23 protein-coding genes and 1 tRNA gene are annotated in these 22,908 nt (G+C 33.9%); 7 read left to right on the top strand and 17 right to left on the bottom strand.

The window, feature by feature from the left end:
* Positions 1-3: 3 nt before the first annotated feature.
* Positions 4-1,230: a glycogen synthase gene (glgA, locus tag OLM53_RS06375; protein ID WP_264522204.1), complete on the bottom strand. Its 1,227-nt coding sequence runs from the start codon at positions 1,228-1,230 to the stop codon at positions 4-6.
* A 135-nt stretch (positions 1,231-1,365) separates the two neighbouring features.
* On the opposite strand from glgA, the gene OLM53_RS06370 reads away from it, so the two are divergent.
* On the top strand, positions 1,366-1,719 hold the full coding sequence (locus OLM53_RS06370; protein ID WP_264522203.1) for a tRNA-binding protein: 354 nt from the start codon (positions 1,366-1,368) through the stop codon (positions 1,717-1,719).
* A gap of 75 nt (positions 1,720-1,794) precedes the next feature.
* Here the strand turns inward: OLM53_RS06370 and OLM53_RS06365 are convergent, their stop codons facing one another.
* The 3 genes from OLM53_RS06365 to OLM53_RS06355 all read right to left on the bottom strand — a co-directional run bounded on the left by OLM53_RS06365 (position 1,795) and on the right by OLM53_RS06355 (position 5,143).
* A complete protein-coding gene (locus tag OLM53_RS06365; protein ID WP_264522202.1) occupies positions 1,795-2,469 on the bottom strand; it encodes a hypothetical protein in 675 nt (224 codons plus the stop codon).
* A gap of 465 nt (positions 2,470-2,934) precedes the next feature.
* Entirely contained in the window at positions 2,935-3,315 is a 381-nt protein-coding gene (locus tag OLM53_RS06360; RefSeq protein WP_264522201.1) for a PUR family DNA/RNA-binding protein, read from the bottom strand.
* Positions 3,316-3,385: 70 nt separating this feature from the next.
* Complete coding sequence (locus OLM53_RS06355; protein ID WP_264522200.1) at positions 3,386-5,143, bottom strand: ABC transporter ATP-binding protein; 1,758 nt, start codon at positions 5,141-5,143, stop codon at positions 3,386-3,388.
* Between the two features lie 194 nt (positions 5,144-5,337).
* Between OLM53_RS06355 and OLM53_RS06350 the strand changes: the two genes are divergently transcribed.
* The 3 genes from OLM53_RS06350 to yajC all read left to right on the top strand — a co-directional run bounded on the left by OLM53_RS06350 (position 5,338) and on the right by yajC (position 7,759).
* Positions 5,338-6,444, top strand: a complete 1,107-nt coding sequence (locus OLM53_RS06350) for a Glu/Leu/Phe/Val dehydrogenase (RefSeq protein WP_319799862.1) — start codon at positions 5,338-5,340, stop codon at positions 6,442-6,444.
* A 116-nt stretch (positions 6,445-6,560) separates the two neighbouring features.
* Positions 6,561-7,472 (top strand): transcription antitermination factor NusB, encoded by a 912-nt coding sequence (nusB, locus tag OLM53_RS06345; RefSeq protein ID WP_264522425.1) that lies wholly within the window; start codon positions 6,561-6,563, stop codon positions 7,470-7,472.
* A gap of 11 nt (positions 7,473-7,483) precedes the next feature.
* Positions 7,484-7,759, top strand: a complete 276-nt coding sequence (gene yajC, locus OLM53_RS06340; protein ID WP_264522199.1) for a preprotein translocase subunit YajC — start codon at positions 7,484-7,486, stop codon at positions 7,757-7,759.
* 59 nt (positions 7,760-7,818) lie between these two features.
* Here yajC and OLM53_RS06335 read toward each other — a convergent pair whose 3' ends face one another.
* The 7 genes from OLM53_RS06335 to OLM53_RS06305 form a co-directional block, all read right to left on the bottom strand.
* The gene (locus tag OLM53_RS06335) at positions 7,819-8,670 is read right to left on the bottom strand and encodes an alpha/beta fold hydrolase (RefSeq protein ID WP_264522198.1); all 852 of its coding nucleotides are present in this window, start codon (positions 8,668-8,670) and stop codon (positions 7,819-7,821) included.
* Positions 8,671-8,721: 51 nt separating this feature from the next.
* Complete coding sequence (locus tag OLM53_RS06330) at positions 8,722-9,303, bottom strand: YdeI/OmpD-associated family protein (RefSeq protein ID WP_264522197.1); 582 nt, start codon at positions 9,301-9,303, stop codon at positions 8,722-8,724.
* A gap of 33 nt (positions 9,304-9,336) precedes the next feature.
* On the bottom strand, positions 9,337-10,596 hold the full coding sequence (gene pepT, locus OLM53_RS06325; protein ID WP_264522196.1) for a peptidase T: 1,260 nt from the start codon (positions 10,594-10,596) through the stop codon (positions 9,337-9,339).
* A gap of 60 nt (positions 10,597-10,656) precedes the next feature.
* Positions 10,657-11,157 carry a hypothetical protein gene (locus OLM53_RS06320; RefSeq protein WP_264522195.1) on the bottom strand — a complete coding sequence of 167 codons (501 nt, stop codon included), beginning with the start codon at positions 11,155-11,157 and terminating at the stop codon, positions 10,657-10,659.
* A 195-nt stretch (positions 11,158-11,352) separates the two neighbouring features.
* Positions 11,353-12,519 (bottom strand): DUF1501 domain-containing protein, encoded by a 1,167-nt coding sequence (locus OLM53_RS06315; protein WP_264522194.1) that lies wholly within the window; start codon positions 12,517-12,519, stop codon positions 11,353-11,355.
* Between the two features lie 2 nt (positions 12,520-12,521).
* Positions 12,522-13,913: a DUF1800 domain-containing protein gene (locus OLM53_RS06310; protein WP_264522193.1), complete on the bottom strand. Its 1,392-nt coding sequence runs from the start codon at positions 13,911-13,913 to the stop codon at positions 12,522-12,524.
* A gap of 11 nt (positions 13,914-13,924) precedes the next feature.
* Positions 13,925-14,752, bottom strand: a complete 828-nt coding sequence (locus OLM53_RS06305) for a hypothetical protein (RefSeq protein WP_264522192.1) — start codon at positions 14,750-14,752, stop codon at positions 13,925-13,927.
* Between the two features lie 140 nt (positions 14,753-14,892).
* Here OLM53_RS06305 and OLM53_RS06300 point away from each other — a divergent pair, with 140 nt between their 5' ends.
* Positions 14,893-16,377 (top strand): aminotransferase class V-fold PLP-dependent enzyme, encoded by a 1,485-nt coding sequence (locus OLM53_RS06300; RefSeq protein ID WP_264522191.1) that lies wholly within the window; start codon positions 14,893-14,895, stop codon positions 16,375-16,377.
* Positions 16,378-16,387: 10 nt separating this feature from the next.
* Here OLM53_RS06300 and OLM53_RS06295 read toward each other — a convergent pair whose 3' ends face one another.
* Positions 16,388-17,260, bottom strand: coding sequence for a lysophospholipid acyltransferase family protein (locus tag OLM53_RS06295; protein WP_264522190.1), 873 nt, complete (start codon positions 17,258-17,260; stop codon positions 16,388-16,390).
* Between the two features lie 101 nt (positions 17,261-17,361).
* Between OLM53_RS06295 and OLM53_RS06290 the strand changes: the two genes are divergently transcribed.
* Both OLM53_RS06290 and OLM53_RS06285 read left to right on the top strand, forming a co-directional pair.
* Positions 17,362-18,003, top strand: a complete 642-nt coding sequence (locus tag OLM53_RS06290) for a rhomboid family intramembrane serine protease (RefSeq protein ID WP_264522189.1) — start codon at positions 17,362-17,364, stop codon at positions 18,001-18,003.
* 51 nt (positions 18,004-18,054) lie between these two features.
* Positions 18,055-18,750 (top strand): SIMPL domain-containing protein, encoded by a 696-nt coding sequence (locus OLM53_RS06285; protein WP_264522188.1) that lies wholly within the window; start codon positions 18,055-18,057, stop codon positions 18,748-18,750.
* A 391-nt stretch (positions 18,751-19,141) separates the two neighbouring features.
* Here the strand turns inward: OLM53_RS06285 and OLM53_RS06280 are convergent.
* The 5 genes from OLM53_RS06280 to OLM53_RS06260 form a co-directional block, all read right to left on the bottom strand.
* Positions 19,142-19,222, bottom strand: a tRNA-Tyr gene (locus tag OLM53_RS06280).
* A 139-nt stretch (positions 19,223-19,361) separates the two neighbouring features.
* Complete coding sequence (locus tag OLM53_RS06275; protein WP_264522424.1) at positions 19,362-19,781, bottom strand: TlpA family protein disulfide reductase; 420 nt, start codon at positions 19,779-19,781, stop codon at positions 19,362-19,364.
* A 2-nt stretch (positions 19,782-19,783) separates the two neighbouring features.
* Positions 19,784-20,512 carry a DUF4369 domain-containing protein gene (locus OLM53_RS06270; protein WP_264522187.1) on the bottom strand — a complete coding sequence of 243 codons (729 nt, stop codon included), beginning with the start codon at positions 20,510-20,512 and terminating at the stop codon, positions 19,784-19,786.
* Between the two features lie 81 nt (positions 20,513-20,593).
* A complete protein-coding gene (locus tag OLM53_RS06265; protein WP_264522186.1) occupies positions 20,594-22,006 on the bottom strand; it encodes an MBL fold metallo-hydrolase in 1,413 nt (470 codons plus the stop codon).
* Positions 22,007-22,069: 63 nt separating this feature from the next.
* Complete coding sequence (locus OLM53_RS06260) at positions 22,070-22,861, bottom strand: sulfite exporter TauE/SafE family protein (RefSeq protein WP_264522185.1); 792 nt, start codon at positions 22,859-22,861, stop codon at positions 22,070-22,072.
* Positions 22,862-22,908: the final 47 nt, after the last annotated feature.

Raw genomic sequence — 22,908 nt, 5'->3', positions numbered from 1 at the left:
GTTTTAAGCTTTTTCTTTTTCAAATCGATTGATTACGGTTGTGTAATAGTTGAAAGTAGTTTTAGCTATCGACTCCCAGCTGAATTTTTCTAACACTCTTTCTCTTCCTGCTTTCCCCATTTTGTTGGCCAAATTTTCATCGTCCAATAGTTGATTCACCTTAGCAGCAAAGTCCTTTTGAAAGGCTTCCGGGTTTTTCGGATTGAAATCGGTTCGCGAGATACTTTCTAAGCCAATTAAATACCCCGTTTCCCCCTCCACAATAATTTCTGGAATACCACCCACAGCACTACCAACGACTGGAGTTTCGCAAGACATGGCTTCTAAATTGATTATGCCAAAAGGCTCATAGAGTGACGGACAAGCAAATACGCGCGCGTGACTATACAATACTTTTATTTTTTCGCGAGGTAGCATTTCCGAAATTAAAATAATGCCCTCCCGTTTGGCTTTTAAATCAGTAATGAGTTCCTCAGTTTCTTTGGCAATTTCTGGTGTGTCTGGCGCTCCGGCACACAAAACCACTTGACAATCTGTATTGAAATATTTCGCAGCCGATATCAATTGGGAAATCCCTTTTTGACGCGTAATTCTGCCCACAAATAAAACAAACGGAATTGCTGGATTTATGCCGTATTCCTTTAGTAAATCCTCATCGAAGGTTGGTTGGTAAAAGTCAGGGTCAATGCCGTTGTGAATAACCGTTACTTTTTCAGGAGCCACACCATAAGCTTCTATAACATCGGTTTTCATTTGTTCGCTTACCGCAATGATACCATCAGCGGTGTTGTAGGCATGGTGTTCAATCCAACGGGAAAGGAAATAACCGTTTCCTAATTGCTCTACTTTCCATGGGCGATGCGTTTCTAAACTATGGGTGGTTAAAATTAATGGCGATTGTAATAACTCTCTAGAAAAGATTCCGGCCAAATGCGTATACCAAGTATGACAATGAATCACATCTGCTAGTAAAGTATGTTGGGACATTTCTACATTCCGACTCAAATTATGAAACATCTTGATGTGCGGATTGTCGGGCTCTTCCATTTTGTTCAGCGAAGATTGTATGCCCTCAATGTTCATGGTTCCATGGGTTTCCAACTGATGACCAAAACAACGCACCTCTACTTGACCCAATTTGGCTAACTCCTGACTTAAAAAATCGATATGAACGCCGGCACCTCCGTAGATGTTGGGTGGAAATTCATTAGTAAAAAGCGCTATTTTCATAGAGTTAACGTTAAATGATTTTAATACCTTGCATTTTGATTTAAATGTATAAAATTTATTTAGTTTATGCTTTAGCAAAGCCTATATAAAAACTATACATTTTTGTTAGTCAGTAATAATTTAATTGATTTTGGTATGACAAACGAGTTATCATCAACAATACAATGGCAAGATTTTGAAAAAGTAGACATGAGAGTGGGCACCATCCTCGAAGTAAATGACTTTCCCGAAGCCAGAAAACCTGCGTACCAATTGACCATTGATTTTGGTACTGCCATCGGAATCAAAAAATCATCGGCTCAAATTACCCAATGCTATGCTAAAGAAGATTTACTTGGGAAACAAATTGTAGCTGTGGTTAATTTTCCCAAAAAACAAATTGGCCATTTTATGAGCGAATGTTTAGTCTTGGGTTCTGTTGGTGAAGAGAATGATATAGTATTGCTTACTTCTGATTTAAAAGTGGAAAATGGCTTGCGGATAGGATAGTTACTATACTCTGTAATACAAAAAAAGCACCCGATTAAGAGTGCTTTTCCAATAGTAATTCAAAATTCAATACTTCTAAGAAGCCCAAATACTCTGAGGATTACTCAAAGGAGAAACTCCAGCCGTATTCGCACCAAATACATAGAAATAGTATTTCTTACCCGGAGTTAAACCCGCAAATACTTTTTTACGGGATTTATTAAAATCCTGACGCACCATAGGGTCTGTAGCATGAAGTACAATTTGACCATTGTAAAGAGCTGGAGCTTGCAAAGGAGCATCTTCAACACAAATACAATTGTAGTTTACATTCAACTGATTGGCATAAGCCGGAATATCAATCAAAATTTCTCCTGATGATTTTGACAAACTCACCCCAAAAGCCTCAATTTTTGGAAGTGGTTCAGTACTTTGTGGGGTATCACTAGTAGGAACAAAACCTCCTAAAGCAATAACCGATACATTTCCCACGGCTACCGAATCGACATAAGTTGCCAACTTGTCAAGGGTATACATCAAAATAGCTTTAGCTTGTACATAGACTACTTTTTTGGTAATGCCATATTGCACATACTCGGCAGCAGCATTGTTAAAAGCATTTTGTTGTGCTGTTATATCAGCTTCGGTAACGGGTGGAGCTACAAAAACAGTAGGATTATTAAATATACCGTTTTTTACCTCATTCGAAAAGGTGTCTAGGGCAGAGGTACCATACTTGTGGTACTCTAATCTGCAGGTAATCGTTTTCATCTTTTTAAAAATTTACTAATTCAACATTTACTAAAAACTCAAAATGATATCATTACCTCTAGAACGCATGAGAATAGTTTTTATTACAAGAGAAATACTACTTTAACAAAAGTTTTACTTTTGATTATCAATATTTTAACTATTTACCTATTGGTTTTGCACCATTTCCTATTGGTCAAAGGGTATTTTCCATTGGTTTTTACTGTTTTCCTAATGGTTTTTTCAAATTTCCTAAAGGTGAGAGGGTATTTTCCATTGGTTTTTACTGTTTTCCTAATGGTTTTTTCAAATTTCCTAAAGGGGAGAGGGTATTTTCCATTGGTTTTTAGTGATTTCCTAATGGTTTTTTGAAATTTCCTAAAGGTTTTTATAGTATTTCTTTAAGTTTAGCTAGAAGTAAGCATAAAAAAAGTCCAAAACGTTACCGCTTTGGACTCCTTACTAGTTGTAATTACTAGTTACTTTTTAGATATCGTCAAAGTCGATATCGGTGAAACTTTTTTCAGCTGGTGCTGTAGTTTCTTCTGTGGTATCTTGATTGTATTCTCTTTTAAAATCTTTTTGATGTCTTTCTGAAATTACTTCTTCTCCTTTGTGGTTTAACACATACGCTGTCATTTCTTCTAAAATATCAGTAAAAGCAGCAAAATCTTCTTTGTATAAATAGATTTTATGTTTTTTGAAGTGAAAAGAGCCATCTTCTTCGGTAAACTTTTTACTTTCGGTAATGGTTATGTAGTAATCATCAGCTTTAGTTGCTCTAACATCGAAGAAATAGGTTCTTCTTCCCGCTCTTAAAACTTTAGAAAAAATCTCATCTTTTTCTAACATATCATTTTCTCTCATGTTCTTTCAGTCTATTATTAGTATTACTTGACAATTCAAAAATGGTAATTTTTTTGTTACGAAACAACATTTAATTTAATTCTTTTTCCGAAAGTTGTTTCAAGTAAATTTCGGCATAATACCCGTCTTGGTTTACTAATTGATTATGAGAACCTTCTTGAATAATTTGGCCTTCATCCATTACAATAATTTTGTCGGCATTTTTAGCAGAAGAAACCCTATGACTCACAATTATCGTTGTTTTGTCTTTTGAAATGTCAAGTAGATTGTTCAAAATTTGCTCCTCAGTTTCGGTATCAACCGCAGAAAGACAATCATCAAATAATAAGATTTGTGGATTTTTGATGATAGCTCTTGCAATAGACACTCGTTGCTTTTGTCCGCCAGAAAGGGTAATGCCTCTTTCACCCAAAATGGTTTCGTACTGCTTGTTGAACGTCATGATATTATCATGAACCACCGTTTTTTTTGCAGCTTCAATCACTTCTTCATCGGTAGCATTTTCTTTGCCAAACTTGATGTTGTTTTTAATAGTATCCGAAAATAAGAAAGCATCCTGTGGCACTATACCAATGCTGTTTCGCAAATCGTATAAATTAACATCCTCTATTTTTTTACCATCAATAGTAATAGTGCCTTCTGTAATATCGTGCATGCGAGTAAGCAAGGATAAGATACTCGATTTTCCAGCACCTGTTTTGCCTAAAATGGCTAAGGTCTCTCCTTTTTTTACTTTGAAGGAGATGTTTTGTAGTGCGGTTATATTAGTATCATCATAAGTAAAAGTCACATTGTTGAATTCAATTTCACCTTGAATTATAGACTTCTCAGAAGTTTTGTTTTTAATATCAGGTTCAATTTTAAGGAACTCATTTATTCTTTTTTGAGAGGCTTCTGCTTCTTGTACTAAAGAGGAAACCCAACCGATAGAGGCTACAGGCCAGGTTAGCATATTGACATATAATATGAATTCGGCTATGGTTCCTATACTTTTTATGGTGCCGTCAATGTACATTAAGCCCCCAAAGTAGATGACTACCAAGTTGCTCACACCAATTAGCGCAATCATCAATGGTCCGAAAAGCGATTGTACACCCGCTAAGCTCATGCTTTTGGTTTTGCTTTCTTTCGCTAATTCTTCGAGATTATTTTGGTATTGTTTTTCTAAGGCATAGGCTTTTACCACCCGAATTCCAGAGAAAATCTCCTGAGTAAAACTAGATACTTTCGATAAATATTGTTGGAAAATAGTACTACGCTTGTTAATTTCTTTACTTAATCTGAAAATGATAAAGGATAGAATAGGTAAAGGTAAAATGGTGTATAAAGTCAGCAAAGGAGATACATTATACATATAGATAATAACGACTGTAAACCGAATGAAAGTATTAATGGTGTACATAACCGCTGGGCCAACATACATTCTCACTTTCGCTACATCTTCACTAATACGATTCATTAAATCACCAGTGCGATTGCGTTTGTAAAAATTCTGATCTAAGTTTTCGTAGTGTCGGAATACCTCGTTCTTTAAGTCAAACTCCACATGCCTTGACATTACAATCAAAGTCTGACGCATCAAAAAGGTTAACACACCAGCAATCAGGGTGGTACCTATAATCCAGAAGATATTATGGATTAATTCCGTTTTAACTATTTCATTTCCTAAATTGTTTTTGTGATACTCTTCAATAACCTTAAATGATTTACTGATGAGCTTTGGTGTGAACAGAGAAAAAATTTGTGCTACAATGGTGATGATAATTCCTAATAAAAAATGGAATTTATATTTCACAAAGTATTTGTTTAAATATTGAAGTTCTTTCATCTAAAATAGACCGATTTGGGATTTAAAACCTACTTTTTTGTTAAATTTTTAAAAATAGTTAAATTATTGTATTCTTTATTTAAATTGATTTTATTAACAAATTACTAATTATTGGTGATTTCAATGAATTTTATTGAATAAAATTTTAATTTTGTCGGGACTTTTTAAAAAAGTCTAAATTAAATAATTACAAAATGACTTCAGAAATCACTACACCAGCAGAATTGCAAAAAATGAATCCAGTTTTTGGCCAGCTATCTTTTGATAATCACGAACAAATTGTTTTTTGTAATGACAAAGATACAGGATTAAAAGCAATTATTGGTATCCATAATACAGTAATGGGACCAGCACTTGGTGGGACTAGAATGTGGAATTATGCTAATGAATGGGAAGCATTAAACGATGTGTTACGTCTTTCTCGTGGGATGACTTACAAGTCGGCTATAACAGGTTTGAACTTAGGCGGAGGTAAAGCAGTAATCATCGGAGATGCTAAAGCAGATAAAACACCAGAAATGATTACTCGTTTTGGTCAGTTTGTTAATTCGTTAAGCGGAAAATATATCACTGCTGAAGATGTAGGTACGACTACTGAAGATATGGATAGAATTCACGAAGTAACTAAATTTGTTACTGGAATCTCTATTGAAAAAGGAGGCTCTGGAAATCCTTCTCCTGTAACTGCTTATGGTGTTTACATGGGAATGAAAGCAGCAGCTAAATACCAATTTGGTTCGGATAACTTAGCCGGTAAAAAAGTTTTGGTACAAGGAACAGGTCATGTAGGTGAAACTTTGATTAGTCATTTGACAAAAGAAGGAGCGATAGTTTTCGTATCCGATATTCATCAAGATAAAATGGAAAATATGGTCGCTAAATACGGCGCTCAAATTTTCACTGGAGCTGATTTATACGCTGCTGATGTGGATATCTATTCACCATGTGCCTTAGGAGCTACTATTAATGATGATACCATTTATAAAATTAAAGCTAAAGTAATTGCTGGTGCGGCTAATAATCAATTAGCAGTAGAAGCCATTCACGGACCAATATTAAGAGAAAGAGGTATTGCATATGCACCTGATTTCTTGATCAATGCTGGTGGGATTATCAATGTTTATGGTGAGTTAGTGAAATATGCCGAGGGAGAAGCCATCAGAAGAACAGAGAATATTTATAATACCACTTTAGAAATATTCGGTTTTGCGGATCAAAACAATATGACTACACAACAAGCGGCTATGCAAATTGCTCAAAACAGAATTGATCAAAGAAAAAAAGAAAACGCTGCTAAATAAAGCCGTTTCAAAATAAAATAATTACTATTTTTGCAAAGCGAAAGATTTTCTTTCGCTTTGTTAATTTTAAAAAGTTCTTACAGGTGTTAAACAGAAGACATATTCGAGTAAAAGTAATGCAATCTATTTATGCATTGCATCAAAAAAGCTCTGATGATATTGAAAAAGAAGAAAAGTTTTTGCTTCACAGTATCGATGCTATTCAAGATTTGTATTTAATCATGTTGTCTTGTTTGATAGAAATCAGAAAGAAAGAAGTTATTTTCTTAGAAGCTTCTAGTAAAAAACATTTAGCTACCCCTGAGGAGAAAAATCCCAATAGAAAATTTGTCAATAACGCGGTTCTTCAACTATTAGAAGAGAATAACTCGTTGAGTATTGCGTTAGAAAAAAGAAAAATCAATAACTGGTCGATGAATGACGACTATATATTGCTTTTACTGAATGAGATCAGACAAAGTGATTTGTATCAAAAGTATATGAGTACCAAAAAATCTTCTTTTCAAGAAGATAAGGACTTTGTGATTGACATGTTTACCGATTTGATTGCACCCAACGAAAAGTTATATGACTATTTGGAGGATAATAAACTAACTTGGATTGATGATATTCCGTTAGTGAATACACAAATCTTAAAGCAGCTGAAACAAATATCGGATAAAGAAGATTTTAGAGTGGTTAAACTTTTTAAAGATGAGGAAGATAAAGAGTTTGTAAGCTTGTTGTTCAGAAAAACAGTGCTTAATGAAGTCGATTTAGCCAAAGAGTATATTGATAAAACACCAAACTGGGACGCCGAAAGAATAGCTGAAATTGATACTATCATTTTGAAGATGGCTATTTGTGAGTTTTTAAAATTCCCATCCATTCCTGTTAAGGTAACTATCAATGAGTATTTAGAAATTGCTAAAGAATACTCAACACCCAAAAGCAGTCTTTTTATCAACGGAATATTAGACAACTTAGTCAAAGAATTCCAAAACGAAAATAAAATCCAAAAAACCGGAAGAGGTTTAATTCAAAATTAAAATACATTATTATGGGACAAATAGGTCAATTTTTACCGTTTTTACTAATGTTTGTGGTTATCTATTTCTTTATGATTAGACCACAACAAAAGAAAATCAAACAAGAAAAAGAATTCGAAGCTACTTTAAAAGTGGGCGATAAAATCATCACTAAAAGTGGTTTTCATGGCAAAATAGCTGAGTTATCAGAAACAACAGCCGTGATTGAAACGATGTCAGGAAAACTTAAAATAGAGCGCTCTGCAATCTCGTTAGAATTAACAGCTGCTTTGAATAAAAAGGCATAAGCTTTTTACACATTTCAATATTTATAATCCCAAAGACTAGTAATAGTGTTTGGGATTTTTTATTCTAATGTATAAAGCACATCTCTTATTTCTTTATAATGTTCCCATGGAATAAAATGGTTGGCATCCTTGATAGAAATGATTTGTAGTGATTGTGCATTAACAAATTCCAGTCTCATATAGGCCACGTTACTATAAGGTACTAAAGGATCCTTGGTACCATGTATGATGATAACATTTGATGTGATGTTTTGCAGCATTGGTTTTAAATCATACAAATCTTTCTTTAGCCACCACAATTCATCATTAGAAGGGCGAAGTGCTCCAGGGATGATATAACGTATAGGTCTTGTTTTAATGACCGCTCTCCAAGTTTCAGGTTTTTCGGCTTTGGGGTCAACCGCTCCAGCTAAGATGATTAATTCTTTATAATCATTGGGTTTATCTGCAGCCATTTGCACAATAGTTGGTCCTCCTAAAGAATGCCCAATTAAATAAATAGGTTTCCCATTGGCTGTTAATTTTGTAAACTTTTCAAGGATGTTAGCCTGCGTTTTTAAGTCTTCGGCCTTACCAAAATTACTGTAACCAAATCCAATTCGGTCAATGGCAATCATTCGGTATTTAGAAAGTAATAAACTATCTTTTAAATAGTCTTTGTAGGCATCCCAGCTTCCAGGAGAACCATGAACAAAGAAGAGGGTAGAAGCATTTTTGTTCCCAGTTTCGATATAATGAATAGTAAAGCCATTTATTTCCTTGGAAGAGTCTATATAAGCTGTTTTGGAAGTTGTGAAGAAGGCTTTGGTTTCCTTAGTCGTCATTCGCATTCTCATACAAGATTGACAAAAAGCCAAGTAGAGTATCGCCAAGAAACTTAAAATTGATTTTACTTTATTTCGTTTTATCATGAGTAGTAGTTTTTGCATTAGTGAAATAAAGAATTATGTTAAAAACAATTTTTAAGTTCGATACTTATCATTCAAACCTCGATATTCCATAATCAAAGGTTTTATTTTTTCAAAGCGACTGACTTTAGTCTTCTCTTGTTTGGCAGTGGCCATGTATTCCCAGAATTCTTTTTGTTTGTATGGACTGAATTTTTCAAAAGCCAGTTGTAAGGCTTTGTCTTTTTTCAATTCTATTTCAAAGAATTCACATTGCATGGCTTCTTTCTTTTCAGGTTTAATGGAAAGCCCAGCTTTTTCATTAGCAATTGCCTCATGAATGTAATGTAAAACTAATTTTTCATTGACTTCTTTAGCTGAAGTAAAACGCCATTGCCGTAATCCTTTCGTAACCCCTTCATTTGCATTTACTAAAACTTTAGCTTCGTCTTTTAGAAACACACCGTTCATAAACCAAATGGTAAAATAGTTTTTGAAACCCCCAATACCCATAACGTTTTTGTTATTGATGGTGTAGATTTCACCTCCCCATTTATTGGTTTCGACCAACTCAGTTTTATGAATAATGTTACGCAATAAGGCTAATTCTTCTCCCCATTGATTAACTTTATCCCAGGTATGTTTCTCTTCTTTCATGAATACTAATTCCTACTCACTAATCATTCTTTACTATTTTTTCTTTTTAGAAAAATCAGTAGTAGCGGTTAATTCAGCAATTTTTATAATAACGTCAATCGCTTTCTGCATACTCTCAACAGGAACATATTCATATTTCCCATGGAAGTTATGCCCACCCGCGAAGATATTTGGACAAGGTAATCCCATATAAGACAATCGGCAACCATCAGTACCTCCACGAATAGGTTTGATTAGAGGTTTGATGCCTAATGATTTCATAGCTTTTTCTGCCAAATCAACGATGAACATTACAGGTTCTACCTTTTCTTTCATGTTGTAGTATTGGTCTTTTATGGTAGTAATAACAATGTCTTCTCCAAATTGTTTAGCAAATTTCTTATTGAACTTTTTAGTCAGTTGCTCAATTAAGGCTTTACGTTGTTTGAATAATTTCATATCGTGGTCCCGAATGATTAATTCCAACTTCGTTTCTTCAAGGCTCCCTTGCAATTGGGTTACGTGAAAGAACCCTTCGTAATCTTTTGTTTCCTGTGGGGTTTCTCCTTTAGGTAATTCATTGATAAAGTCATTAGCGATAAGCATAGAGTTTATCATTTTTCCTTTAGCATAACCTGGATGCACGCTTTTTCCTTTGAAGGTAATTTTCACTCCAGCCGCATTGAAGTTTTCATATTCTAATTCGCCAATCTGACTTCCGTCCATAGTGTAAGCCCAATCGGCACCAAATTTTTTCACATCAAATAAATCAGCACCTCGACCAATTTCTTCATCAGGGGTAAAGCCTACTCGTATTTTTCCGTGTTTGATTTGTGGATTGTTTATCAAATATTCCATGGCGGTTACAATCTCAGTAATACCTGCTTTGTCATCGGCGCCAAGCAAAGTCAACCCGTTTGTAGTGATAAGCGTTTGTCCTTTATAAAGCAATAAATCTTTAAAATAACTAGGGGATAAAACGATATTTTGTTCTTTGTTCAGAACAATATCGCCACCATCATAATTAGGAACTATCTGTGGTTTAACATCTTTACCTGTAAAATCTGGAGTGGTGTCAAAGTGAGAAATAAATCCTATAGTAGGTACTTTATGATCAACATTAGAAGGTAAAGTAGCCATGATGTAGCCATGTTTGTCAATAGTAACTTCTTTTAGTCCGATGGCTTTGAGTTCTTCAACTAATTTATTGGCTAAATCAAATTGTTTTTTGGTACTTGGAGTGGTGTCTGAATTAGGATCCGATTCGGTGTCGATAGTGACATAGCTTACAAAGCGGTCGATAATATGTTGCATGATTATTATTTTCTTCAAAGATATTGAAAGATTGAGTAATTGTTATTACTTAATTAAAACTTACTTTTTATTAAAATCAAATTTGATGTAAATATTATTATCTCTATTGATAACTATATACATTGGCACGAAATCTTTAGGACCAGCATAAAACATGTGTCTTCCGTCTTTTTGATTAGGGAGCAGTTTTAAAATTCTGTTAGCAGGAAAGTCAACTATTGTATTGTAATCAATTCGACCAACTGACAGGCAAATTTTAGAGCTGTCACACAAAATAATTTTATCTAAATCAATTTCTTTTTTTAAGGCTGAATTGTTTTTAGCTTCTAGTGTAACTATAAAAAACTTTCCATTTTTCACATGGCTAAATACTCCGCTTCCGTAACCATTTATGTTTCCCATATGCTCAATTTTAGACAGTTTAAAATCAATACTATCATAAGAAATGGTAAGTTTATCTTTGTCTCCAATTATTCTATTCACAGCACAAGAGCTTAGTAAGAAAACCATGAGAAATATTAAAGTTACTCTAATCACATAGCTCTCCATATTTTGTTTCATAATGATATACCTTTTAGACAAAGATAAAAAGTAATACTATATTATGATTTTTGAATTTTATATTTTTTTATACTGTTGAGTATATCATTTTAAGTTCTCACTACTACATTGAAATATTAGCAAAAAATTACACCTGACAAGATATAAAACCTGTCTGGTGTGAATAATTTAATTTCAATCCTAATTATTTTTAACTCAAAACAATCCATTTACTAATGTATTGCTAATCCCAATTTTGGTATAATCAAAGTTCATTTTACTTTGCAATAAGGTAGCATAAACACTTCTGAAATCAACTTCGTGTTTTAAATCTCCGTTGTCTAAGTTTGCAAGATTAGGGTTTTTGCCAATAATGGTTCCTTTGTTATTCCCACCAATGATAAACATAGGCGCAGCAGTTCCGTGGTCAGTTCCGTTGCCGTTGTCTTTTACGCGTCTTCCAAATTCTGAAAAAACAACTAACGTTACATTTTGTAATAGTTGGGCTTTTTTTAATTCGTTGTAAAAGCTATAAATCGCATCATTCAATTCGGTCAAATTGCGTTGTTGAATATTCACTTGATTATCATGGGTATCATAACCATTTTGGGAAGTATAATATACTTTGGAGTTGAGGTTGCCTTTTATTAAACGAGCAATCCATTCTAAGTTTTTGCCTAAACCTGTTTTAGGATAACTGGTTTCTGAAGTGGATTTGGACAAAGCATTTTGAATGTCATCAGAACCTTCAGAAACCGAATTAGCAATCTTACGAACAAAATCGAGTTGAGGATTATCGGATAGTTTTACTGTTTCTTCTTTGTCTGATTTTATTTTAAAGCGATTAGGATCTTTTACGGTTATTGAGTTAGGTTCATTTCCTTTAAGAGATAAATTATCAATACTGTCAAAATTAACTCCAGCTGTAGGTTGATGTTCCTTGCATTGTAAATCTAGATAACGACCTAGCCAACCACTACTTAAATATTCATTAGATGCTGATGCTGTTTGCCAAATTTCTTGACTGCGAAAATGAGAACGATTTGGTTCGGGATATCCAACGTTTTGAATGATTGTCAAATCGCCATTTTGCTGCATGGTTGCAAAATCTTTTAATGCTGGATGAAATGCCATTCCTTTGTTAGTGCTAATTACCTCATTTTTTGATAAAGCAATTTTAGTTCGGTATTCATAATACAATGGGTCATCATAAGGAATAAACGTGTTCAAACCATCGTTACCACCATTCAACTGTATAAAAACCAAACATTGTTCGCCAATAACCAAAGTAGACTGTGATCCAAAAGCATGAAGGAAATCGGGGAGGAGTAAGGTTCCTGCTGTGAAGGTTCCTGTTAGTGAAAGAAAGTTTCTTCTGTTCATGATTAAATGATTTGGAATTCAGGAGTTTTTATCATGTTGTTAAACAAACGCATCACTGCATTATCGGCACTTTCCGCTTTGGGGTTGAAGTCATATTTGAGAAGTGTTTCCCAATCTTTTTGCAGGTCTTCATCAGTTTGAAACAGTAATCGGTCTTGTAATTCAGCGATAATAGTTTTATTCGTTCCAGATTTCGTCCAATTCAAGGATACTTTTATCAATTGGTTCACATTTTCACTGGTCATGTCGTCATTTATAATCTTTGCTCTTCGACTGATGTTTCTTCCGTTACACAACAAATCAGCTACGTTGTTTCTTTGTAAATATACTTGAGAGCTTAACCATTCTTTCCCGCCGTTCCAACCTTTAACATTGGGTTGATTGAATAAATCCATGCCTTGTTGTTTTAAATAAAAAGCCAATAACCTTGGATTTAGTTGCTCAACATTCAGTTCATTCATTAGTTGTAAAATGTAAACGAGCGGATCTTTGATTTTACTGCCAGCGTTGTCTTTGGGAAATTCTTCGGTAAAGATTTTGGTTAATAAAGGCTTAATTTCAAAATCAACTTTCCTAAAATAATCGCCATAATAAGTTACTAAAGCTTCTGTAGGATTATCATAGATAAACCATTTTAATATTTTTCGGGTAATTAAATAAGGAATTGCCTTTTGTTCAAAAATAATATCAATCATATCCTCCGCTTTGAACTTTCCAGTTTTACCAAAATAAGTAATGGTGTCATCATTCTCTAGGAAGCGTCTGTATTCCGCTTGATCTTCGCCTAAGGTAAGTCCGGCTAAACCTTTTGCTCCATTTTTGATATCTTCTTCGGTGTAATTGCCAATACCAAGGGTAAAAAGTTCGAGTAATTCCCGACTCAAATTTTCATTGATTTTATCTCTTTTGTTATCTACATTGTCAAGATAACGAACCATGGCATTGGATTGAACTATCTTTTTTGTCAAGGTTTTGAAGTTGCCAAAAGCATTTTCTCTCAATATTTGATTGTGTTGGAAAATCCAATGATTCACTTTTACTTTTTGGAACGTAGACACAAAATGATTGTGCCAAAAGCAGGTCATTTTTTCGCGTAATGGAAAGTCATCTGTCATCATTTTTTGAAGCCACCACGCTTTCATTTCTTGTTGCACTTGAATTTCTACTTTCAATAATTCTTTGACATTATCAGCATTTGAACTCTTAATTTCCTGACGTCTTGTTCTTAATTCTTTTAATGATTTTGGACTATTATCCAGAAAGGAAGGTGTTTTCTTTTCATATGAGGAACGAAAAGATTTCTCAAGAAAAGTGGATAGTCCCATTTGTTCAATAGCTCGCTGCTGTTTTGCAGAAAAACCTAAACGGAGAGACCAAAGTGTGTTTTTGTTCATGACAATGAAGTTTATCTTCTTCCTCCTCTTACACGACCACCTCTCATTCCACCTCTCATTCCACCTCTAACTCCAGCTCTTCTGCCTTGATGAATGATAGTTGTGCCTCTACGATTATGGATAACTAAAGTTGAAGAATGTCTTCTAGGATAATATATTCCTCTTGCTACTACTACTCGTCTAATTGCTACTGGGCGATAATATGGTCGATAACGAACACCATAACTATAAAAAACAGGATGTGCTACTGGACGCCATGGTTTCCACCATCTTGGATAAGCTCTCCAACGATAAGGAGAAATCCATACGGAATATCTTGGACCATATAAAAATCGGACACTTGGCCAAAACCAAACATTAACTACGGTTGTATTTTCTACTACAGCAACATTAGATTCAGTTTTTAAGTTTTGTACGGCTCCTTTTTCTTCAGCTTGAGGTTCTACTATAGTATTTTTGGCAAACAAATCTTCATCACCTTCAATTTGAAGTACTGCTTTGTCATTTCCAGTTTTTTCAAGTGTAATGATAGCGATATCTTGTTTTTCGGTTTCATCAAGATAGGTGCTCATAACAATGATGTGGGTATCATTTTCCTTGATGTCTTCTACATTAATATAATCAATATCACCATCTCCGTTGAGGTCAAGATTATTAACGTTATTTTTTTGATCGTTGAGGTTTTTTTCAAATTCTTCTAAAGAATTAGAACTTTTGAACAATTCTAATGCTCCTTCTAAGCTAAAATCATCTCCAGTGTTTGCTGATCGATTGTCTTCTTGACTAAAAGCTGTAGTCATTCCTAGAATAACTAAAAGCAGCGCAATTTGATTTTTCATAAGTAAAATTTTTAGGTTTAAGACCTTCTAACAAAGTTAAGGTTTAAATGGATATGAATATTTGTGAATTTCACAAAGAAAGGCATTTGTTTTTAGCTAAAATTAAAAATAGTGTATCTTTGAAATCAAATTGTTACCCTATGATTACCACAGCAACCGAAACTCAATTAGAACACTATTTTCAGCAATTCCGCAAGCATATCATTGGCGTTGACCAAGAGTTTGAAACGCCTTTTGGAAAAAAGAAAATAGTCTACACGGATTGGACGGCTAGTGGAAGATTATACCGTCCCATTGAAGAAAAGTTAATGAATGAATTTGGTCCTTTTGTGGCTAATACTCATACGGAAACAACCATTTCTGGAACGGCTATGACTATGGCCTATCATGAAGCAAAACACATTATAAAACGACATGTAAATGCTAATGACAATGATGTTTTAATCAATACGGGAACAGGAATGACAGGGGTTGTAAATAAATTTCAACGTATCCTTGGACTAAAAGTGCCAGAAAACCTTAAAGAGTTTACTGCTATTCCAGCCGCATTAAAACCAGTTGTTTTTATTTCACATATGGAGCATCATTCTAATCAAACCTCTTGGATAGAAACTATTGCTGATGTTGTGGTTATTCCGGCTAATGAAGAAGGTTTGTTTTGTTTGAATGAATTCCAAACACTTCTCGAAAAATATAAAGATAGAAGCTTTAAAATTGCCTCTATAACTTCTTGTTCTAATGTAACTGGTATCCGAACGCCTTATCACGAAGTGGCTAAAATTATGCATCAAAACAATGGCGTTTGCTTCGTAGATTTTGCTTGTTCCGGACCTTATGTTGATATTGATATGCATCCTGATTCTGAAAGTTATTTAGATGCTATTTTCTTTTCGCCTCATAAGTTTTTGGGTGGGCCAGGAACTTCAGGAGTGTTAGTTTTTAATAAAAATTTATACAACAATAATGTGCCCGATTGTCCTGGTGGAGGAACTGTGTCTTGGACGAATCCTTGGGGAGAACATAAATATATAGACAATATTGAAGACCGAGAAGATGGTGGAACTCCGGGTTTTCTTCAAGTGATTAAGACTGCATTAGCTATTCAGCTGAAAGAGCAAATGGGAGTTAAAAATATCATGGACAGAGAGCATGAAATTGTGGATTATGTTTTTTCGGAGCTAAATAACATTGAGAATCTTAAAATTTTAGCCAATCAACATCAAGAAAGATTGGGCGTTATTTCTTTTTATATTGATGATTTGCATTTCAATCTTGGGGTAAAATTACTAAATGATAAATTCGGTATTCAAACTCGAGGTGGATGTAGTTGTGCTGGAACTTATGGTCATTACTTATTACATGTAGATCAAGAAACTTCTCATGATTTGGTGTGCCAAATTACCTCAGGCGATTTAATTAAAAAACCAGGATGGATCAGAATGTCTATTCATCCAACTACTACTTCAGAAGAAATACAGTTTGTTTGCGAAAGCATTAAATCGTTAGCAAAAAACCATAAAGACTGGGCAAAAGATTACGATTACAACCCAAAAACAAATGAGTTTGTTCATAAAAATGCAAAGCATAAGGAAAATGAAATGGTGAAGTCTTGGTTTAAATCCTAGTAACAGAAAACTATATTTTCTTGTGTTTCCAACGTTTGTGTGTCCACAAATAATATTCAGGAGCTTCTAAGATTTGTTTTTCGACTCTTTTCAGAAATTCATCCGAGATTTGATAATTAGGTACTTCTTTCGGATTATCAAACATCAATTCAAAAGTAGCTTCATAAAAGCCACGTTTCACTTTTTTTACCCTTAAAAAAATCACATTCATATCAAATCGTTTAGCTAACATTTCGGCACCTGTATGGACTGGAGTTTCAATACCCATAAATTTGGTCCAATGAAAGGCTTTGTGAACTTGTGGCGATTGATCGCTAGCAAATCCATAAACACCATGATGATTGTTTCTGATATTTCTCTCTATTGTTGGAATAGTTTCTTTGGTAGTAATTAAAGTCGCTTTAAATTTGGAACGAATGTCTTTTACCAGTTTATCAAAGTATTTATTATTCACTTTTTTATAAATAGCAAATCCTTCAAATTGAATGTGCTTATTCATAGAGATAACCCATTCATAGGTAGCATAATGGGCAATCATAACGGCAATACTTTTCCCTTCTTTTTCTAACTCTTGATACAGTTCTAAATTGGTAAAGACAAATCTCTTATCCATTTCTCTTTGGGAAATAGTCATGGTTTTCATCATTTCTAAAAACATATCACAAAGGTGATGGTATGATTTCTTTTCTATTACTAATCTTTCTTTTTCCGATAAATGGGGTAACGCCTTTGCAATATTTTGTCTAACTGTTTTTCTTCTGTATTTGATAATATGATAAACAAGAACGTAAACGATATCTGAAAAGCAATAAAGAATTCGGAAGGGAAGTATGGAAATTAACCAGATTATAGGATAGGCAAGGATAAAAATAATAAACTGCATGTTGCTTAATTTTATGCAAATATAAAGTTTAAACTCATTTAATAGATTGTGATTAACAAAACCTAAAGAAGTTTGTTATTTTTACGAAAATATTTCAAACTATGGATAACATCTTCGTATTGGCAATTATTGCAGCCAATGTCTTGTTTAGTTTAAAAGGATTTAATGATCCCTATTTTTTCAGAAAGTACGAATTTCATGTTGGTAGTATTAGAGCAGGAGAACAAATCAGAATGATTTCGTCCGCTTTTCTTCATGTTGATTTTGTTCATTTGGCATTCAATATGATCGCTTTATATTCTTTTGCACCTGTAGTTACTCAAACTTTAGGGAATTTCACTTTTCTATTAATTTACATTGGGAGTTTAATTTTTGGAAGTTTACTTACGATGGTTTTTCATTCTAATGACTATGGGTATCGTGCCGTGGGTGCATCTGGAGCAGTAACAGGAATAATTTATTCAGCTATCCTTTTATATCCCGATATGACTATTGGTATTTTTGGAATTATACCTTTACCAGCTTATATTTTTGGGATAGGTTACTTGTTTTACTCCATTTATGGAATGAGAGCCAAGAATGATAATATTGGACATACAGCGCATTTTGGTGGAGCTATTGGTGGTTATGCTATTACCTTATTAAAGGAGCCAATATTATTACAACAAAATACCTTAATGGTCATTCTACTAGCTATTCCTATTATTATACTTTTTGTTATGGCAAAGCAAGGCAAATTATAATTGGCACAACTTTTGTAAAACAAAAACACAATATCATTAAATAAACAAATTATGAAATCGACTGTATTAATTTTAGTAACACTATTTGGATTAACAGCATTAGCTCAAGAGCAAAAAAATCAAGTACCGCAAATTTCGGTTACTGGAGAAGGAAAGGTAAAAGTAATTCCAGACCAAGCCCTAATAAATGTTGGTTTTCAGAACTCGGGTAAAGATGCCAAAGAAGTAAAAAGTCTCAACGATGAGGTGGTTGACAAAGTCATTAAGTTTCTGAAGAAAGCAGGAATACCAGCAACCGATTTTAAGACTAACAACGTCAGCTTAAACAAAAGCTACGATTACGAAAAAAAGAAATACAATTTTCAAGCCAATCAATCCTTGACTATTACACTTAAAGATTTATCAAAATATGATGATATCATGATGGGATTGAATGATGCTGGAGTAAATTCGATTCAAGGAGTGGAATTTAAATCCTCTAAAATGGCCGATTACGAAAAAGAAGCCAGAAAAAATGCCGTTCTAAATGCAAAACAAAAAGCAACTGATTATGTTTCGGTATTAGGACAAAAAGTAGGTAAGGCATTGTTGATTACTGATAACTCTCAAAGCTATACACCACAACCTATGTATAAAGGAAACATGATGATGGCTATGGCAGCTGATGGTGCAACACCAAGAGAAACCTTAGCGGTTGGAGAATTGGAAATTAATACCAATGTAAGTGTAACTTTTGCTTTAGAATAAAGATTGAAATCAATTATAATAAAAACGCTTCATGTAATTGAGGCGTTTTTTTGTTTATGAAATTAAGGGAGCAGGATTATCTCATGATCCGTAAGGATGAATCTTGTATATAACGTTTTAAAATAAAACATAGTAATACAGCTTTTGGTACTGATACCATTGCATTAGAGTAAACAGGATTTTGCTTCGCAACATCCCAAGTAAGGTACCCTTACTCAAAGCAAAAAGCCCAAAACATTTATAAAAGTAAACTTTTTAAATGTTTTAGGCTTTTGACTTCGTGGGGAGAGCAGGATTACTTTATGATCCGTAAGGGTGAACCTTACGCAACATTTTAAAACAAAAAAACCATCAAGCGAGCTTGTGGTTTTTTCTTGTTTAAAACATTGTGTGGGGAGAGCAGGATTCGAACCTGCGAAGTTCTCACAGCAGATTTACAGTCTGCCCTCGTTGGCCGCTTGAGTATCTCCCCAGCAATGATGCGAGTGCAAATATAAAAACACTTTTCAGCTTCGCAAACAAAAAAATAACTAATTCACAATCCTTTTCTCAACCTTTTGGTTTTAAGTAAAATAAAAAACCTCCCGAAGGAGATTTTTTTATCGGTTGTATTATTTTATGGCTAAAAGTTCCTTGATTTTAGCTTTTAACGAATCACCATATAAGTCAATCGCAACAATTTTTCCAGAGGCATTTATTAAAATTGTAGATGGAATTAAAGTCACACCATATTGTAAAGCAATGGGGTCTTTCATTTCCTTTAAATTAGAAACCTGAATCCAAACTAGTTTATCATTAGCAATGGCATCCTTCCATTTTTTAGCATCTTCATCTAAGGAAACACTAATAATGTTTAATCCCTTGCTGTGAAACTCAGTATAAAGTGCAGCCACTTTTGGATTTTCTTCTCTACAGGGCTGACACCATGATGCCCAAAAATCGATTAAAGTAACTTTTCCTAAATTCTCTTTTAAAGAAGTACTCTTTCCTTCAGGAGTTGGTGCTTTAAAATCAGGAGCTAATTGACCAATAATTACTTTAGCGCTGGTTTTTTTTTTAGATCAGCAAGACTTTGTTTGATGGCTTTACCTGGTTTTGTTTTTTTCAAAGATTCATCAAGTGAATTGTAAATACCCTCAGCATCTTTTGAATATTTAGGGTTGTTTATCATCATTTGAGTAATCAAAACACTGATATAAGATTTTGGATGTGTTTTTGGGTAACCAAAAGTATAATCAGTAATATCTTTTTGAAGTAAATCATATTGTTTTCTGATGGAGTTCATAGTAACAGTATCATTTTTTTGTTGTGCTTCATTCATAGCAGCCATGTTTTTCATTTGAAAATCCATCACTTGTTTTTGCATTCTTTTTTGAATTTTATTAGATTCAGTATTAAAAGTGTTGAATTCATCATTGCTATAAGTTCCGCTCAATTTAGATTTGAAAAGACTGTCTTTGTCAACAGTAATTTCTATTTCACCACCTTCAAGAATAAAAGGCACTTTACCGTTTACTTTATCAATTTGAATAAAATGAATTTCTGGCTCTGTTGTTTTTCCTTTGATTTCAAATTTACCATCTACAATTTTTACGGTGTCGATAGCTTGAGCACCCATTCCCATAGGGTTTTGTTTTTCTAAGAAAACCAAACCAGTTTTAATCCCTTTTACATTTCCTGTAATTACATATTCACCTTCTGCTAATCTATTACAAGAATATAAAGCTACGGCTACGGCTACTATAAGAAGTATTTTTTTCATGTTTTTGTTTTAAATTTTTTACGAATGCAAATGTATTTAATTTGCCTATTTAATAATTAGTTATTTGATTTTTTTTGTGATTTATTTTTTGGTTGAAGGACATACAAATTGCGTACAACTTACCTTAGTTTGTTTGATGCCGCTCATTCCTTTTTCAATATTTATGATGTTATGAATACCTCTCGATTTTAAAAGGGATGCCATAATAACAGATCGATAACCGCCAGCGCAATGCAAAAAGAAATCGTCTCCTCTTGGAACGGTTTGAAAGTTTTCATTAATAGTGTCCAAAGGAATATTCAAGGCATTACTTACATGTTCTGCTTCAAATTCACTGGGTTTTCTAGCATCAATTACAATACTTTTAGAATTCAATTGAGTAGCAAATGCTTCAGGAGAAATGGAGGCAATACTATCCGTTTCAAAATCTTCTGTTTTCCATGCTTCAATGCCGCCTTTTAAATACCCTAGCACATGGTCGAAGCCTACACGAGATAATCGGGTTATAGTTTCTTCTTCTCTTCCTTCTGGAATGACTAAAAGTAATTTTTGGTTAACGTCTCTCAACATAGAACCCACCCAAGGCGCAAAAGCTCCTTGAATTCCAATAAATATTGAATTCGGAATATGAGCTTTTACAAAGTCATTTTCATGTCTAACATCCAAAATAACAACATTTCCTTGATTCGCAACAGCTTCAAATTCTCTTGGGGAAAGACCAACTTTGCTTTTCTCAATAATACTATCTAAGGAGTCATATCCTTTGATATTCATCATGACATTCTGAGGGAAATAAGCAGGAGGAAGGCCTAAACCATCAAGGAGTTCTTTAGTGAATTCTTCTTTAGTCATGTCTGCTCTCAAGGCATAATTGTTTCGTTTTTGGTTGCCCAAAGTATCTGTGGTTTCCTTACTCATGTTTTTACCACAAGCACTTCCAGCCCCATGACTTGGATACACCATTAACTCATCTGATAAAGGCATTATTTTATTTCGTAACGAATCAAAAAGATAGCCAGCTAATTTTTCTTGAGTTAAATCATCTACTAAAGCTTGCGCCAAATCAGGACGACCCACATCGCCAATGAATAAGGTATCACCCGTAATAATTCCGTGTTGATTTCCGTTTTCATCGAAAAGAAGATAACAAGTACTTTCTAAGGTATGTCCAGGAGTATGAATGGCTTTTATGGTATAATTCCCCACTTTAAATTCTTGTTCGTCAGTGGCAATTATCGCATCAAATTCTGGATTAGCGGTTGGACCATAAACAATTTTGCCGCCGCTTTTCTTAGCTAAGTCTAAATGACCAGAAACAAAATCAGCATGAAAATGAGTTTCAAAAATGTATTTTATAGTGGCATTATCTTTTTGGGCTTTATCTAAATAAGGCTGTACTTCACGCAATGGATCAAAGATGGCGGCTTCCCCATTACTTTCCAGATAATAAGCGGCTTGGGCAATGCATCCTGTATATATTTGTTCGATTTTCATTTCAAAAAATTTTAAGCAAAATTAAAGAATAGCTTCAGTAATCAATAATCCATTTGGAATACTTTATGAAAAAACCTCTTTATACAAAATAAAGAAGGACATAATCAATACAAAGAAACCAAATATTTTTTTTAAATGTTTTTCATTGATATAGTGTTGAATATAAAGACCAATAAAAATACCAATCACCGAGAAAGTAGTAAACGTAATTAGAAACGCCCAATCGATTTCCATGTTCTGCACATCACCAGTAAAGCCAATCAATGAATTAATAGTTATGATTAGTAACGAAGTGCCAATGGCTTTTTTTATGGGTAATTTGGCAATTTTTAGTAGTGCAGGAATAATTAAAAAACCACCACCAGCTCCAATCAATCCAATTAAAATCCCAACAAAAAATAGTTGGATAATCGTAATCCATAAAGAATTGGTTTTATATGCAACAGCCTCTTCTTCTTTCTTGGTTTTCAACATTGAGTAGGCTGCCAAAAACATAACAACCGCAAATAGCAACATTAAAAAAGTTTCTTTTGACAATTGAGCCGAACCAAAATAAAATAGTGTTTCGGGTATCTTAGGGACTATAAACTTGCGAGTGATATAAACGCCAATTACCGATGGAATGGCAAACTGAAGCGCTGTTTTCGGTACGACTAATCCTTTTTTAAAGTTTTGAAAAGTACCAAATCCAGAAGTGGTGCCGACTATGAATAGAGAATAAGCGGTTGCCGTTATCGGATTGTAGTTGAGGACGTAAACTAATATAGGAACCGTTAGTATGGAACCACCGCCTCCAGTAATTCCTAATACTATACCAATAAATAAAGCTCCAATATATCCTAAAACTTCTAACACTACTAAAGATTGATACTGTAAAAATAGTGTTATTTTTTAAAGATAAA

This window comes from Flavobacterium sp. N1994, assembly GCF_025947145.1.
Lineage (GTDB): Bacteria > Bacteroidota > Bacteroidia > Flavobacteriales > Flavobacteriaceae > Flavobacterium.
The sequence above is the reverse complement of the archived record's forward strand: the minus strand, read 5'-3'. Positions and strand labels throughout refer to the sequence as shown.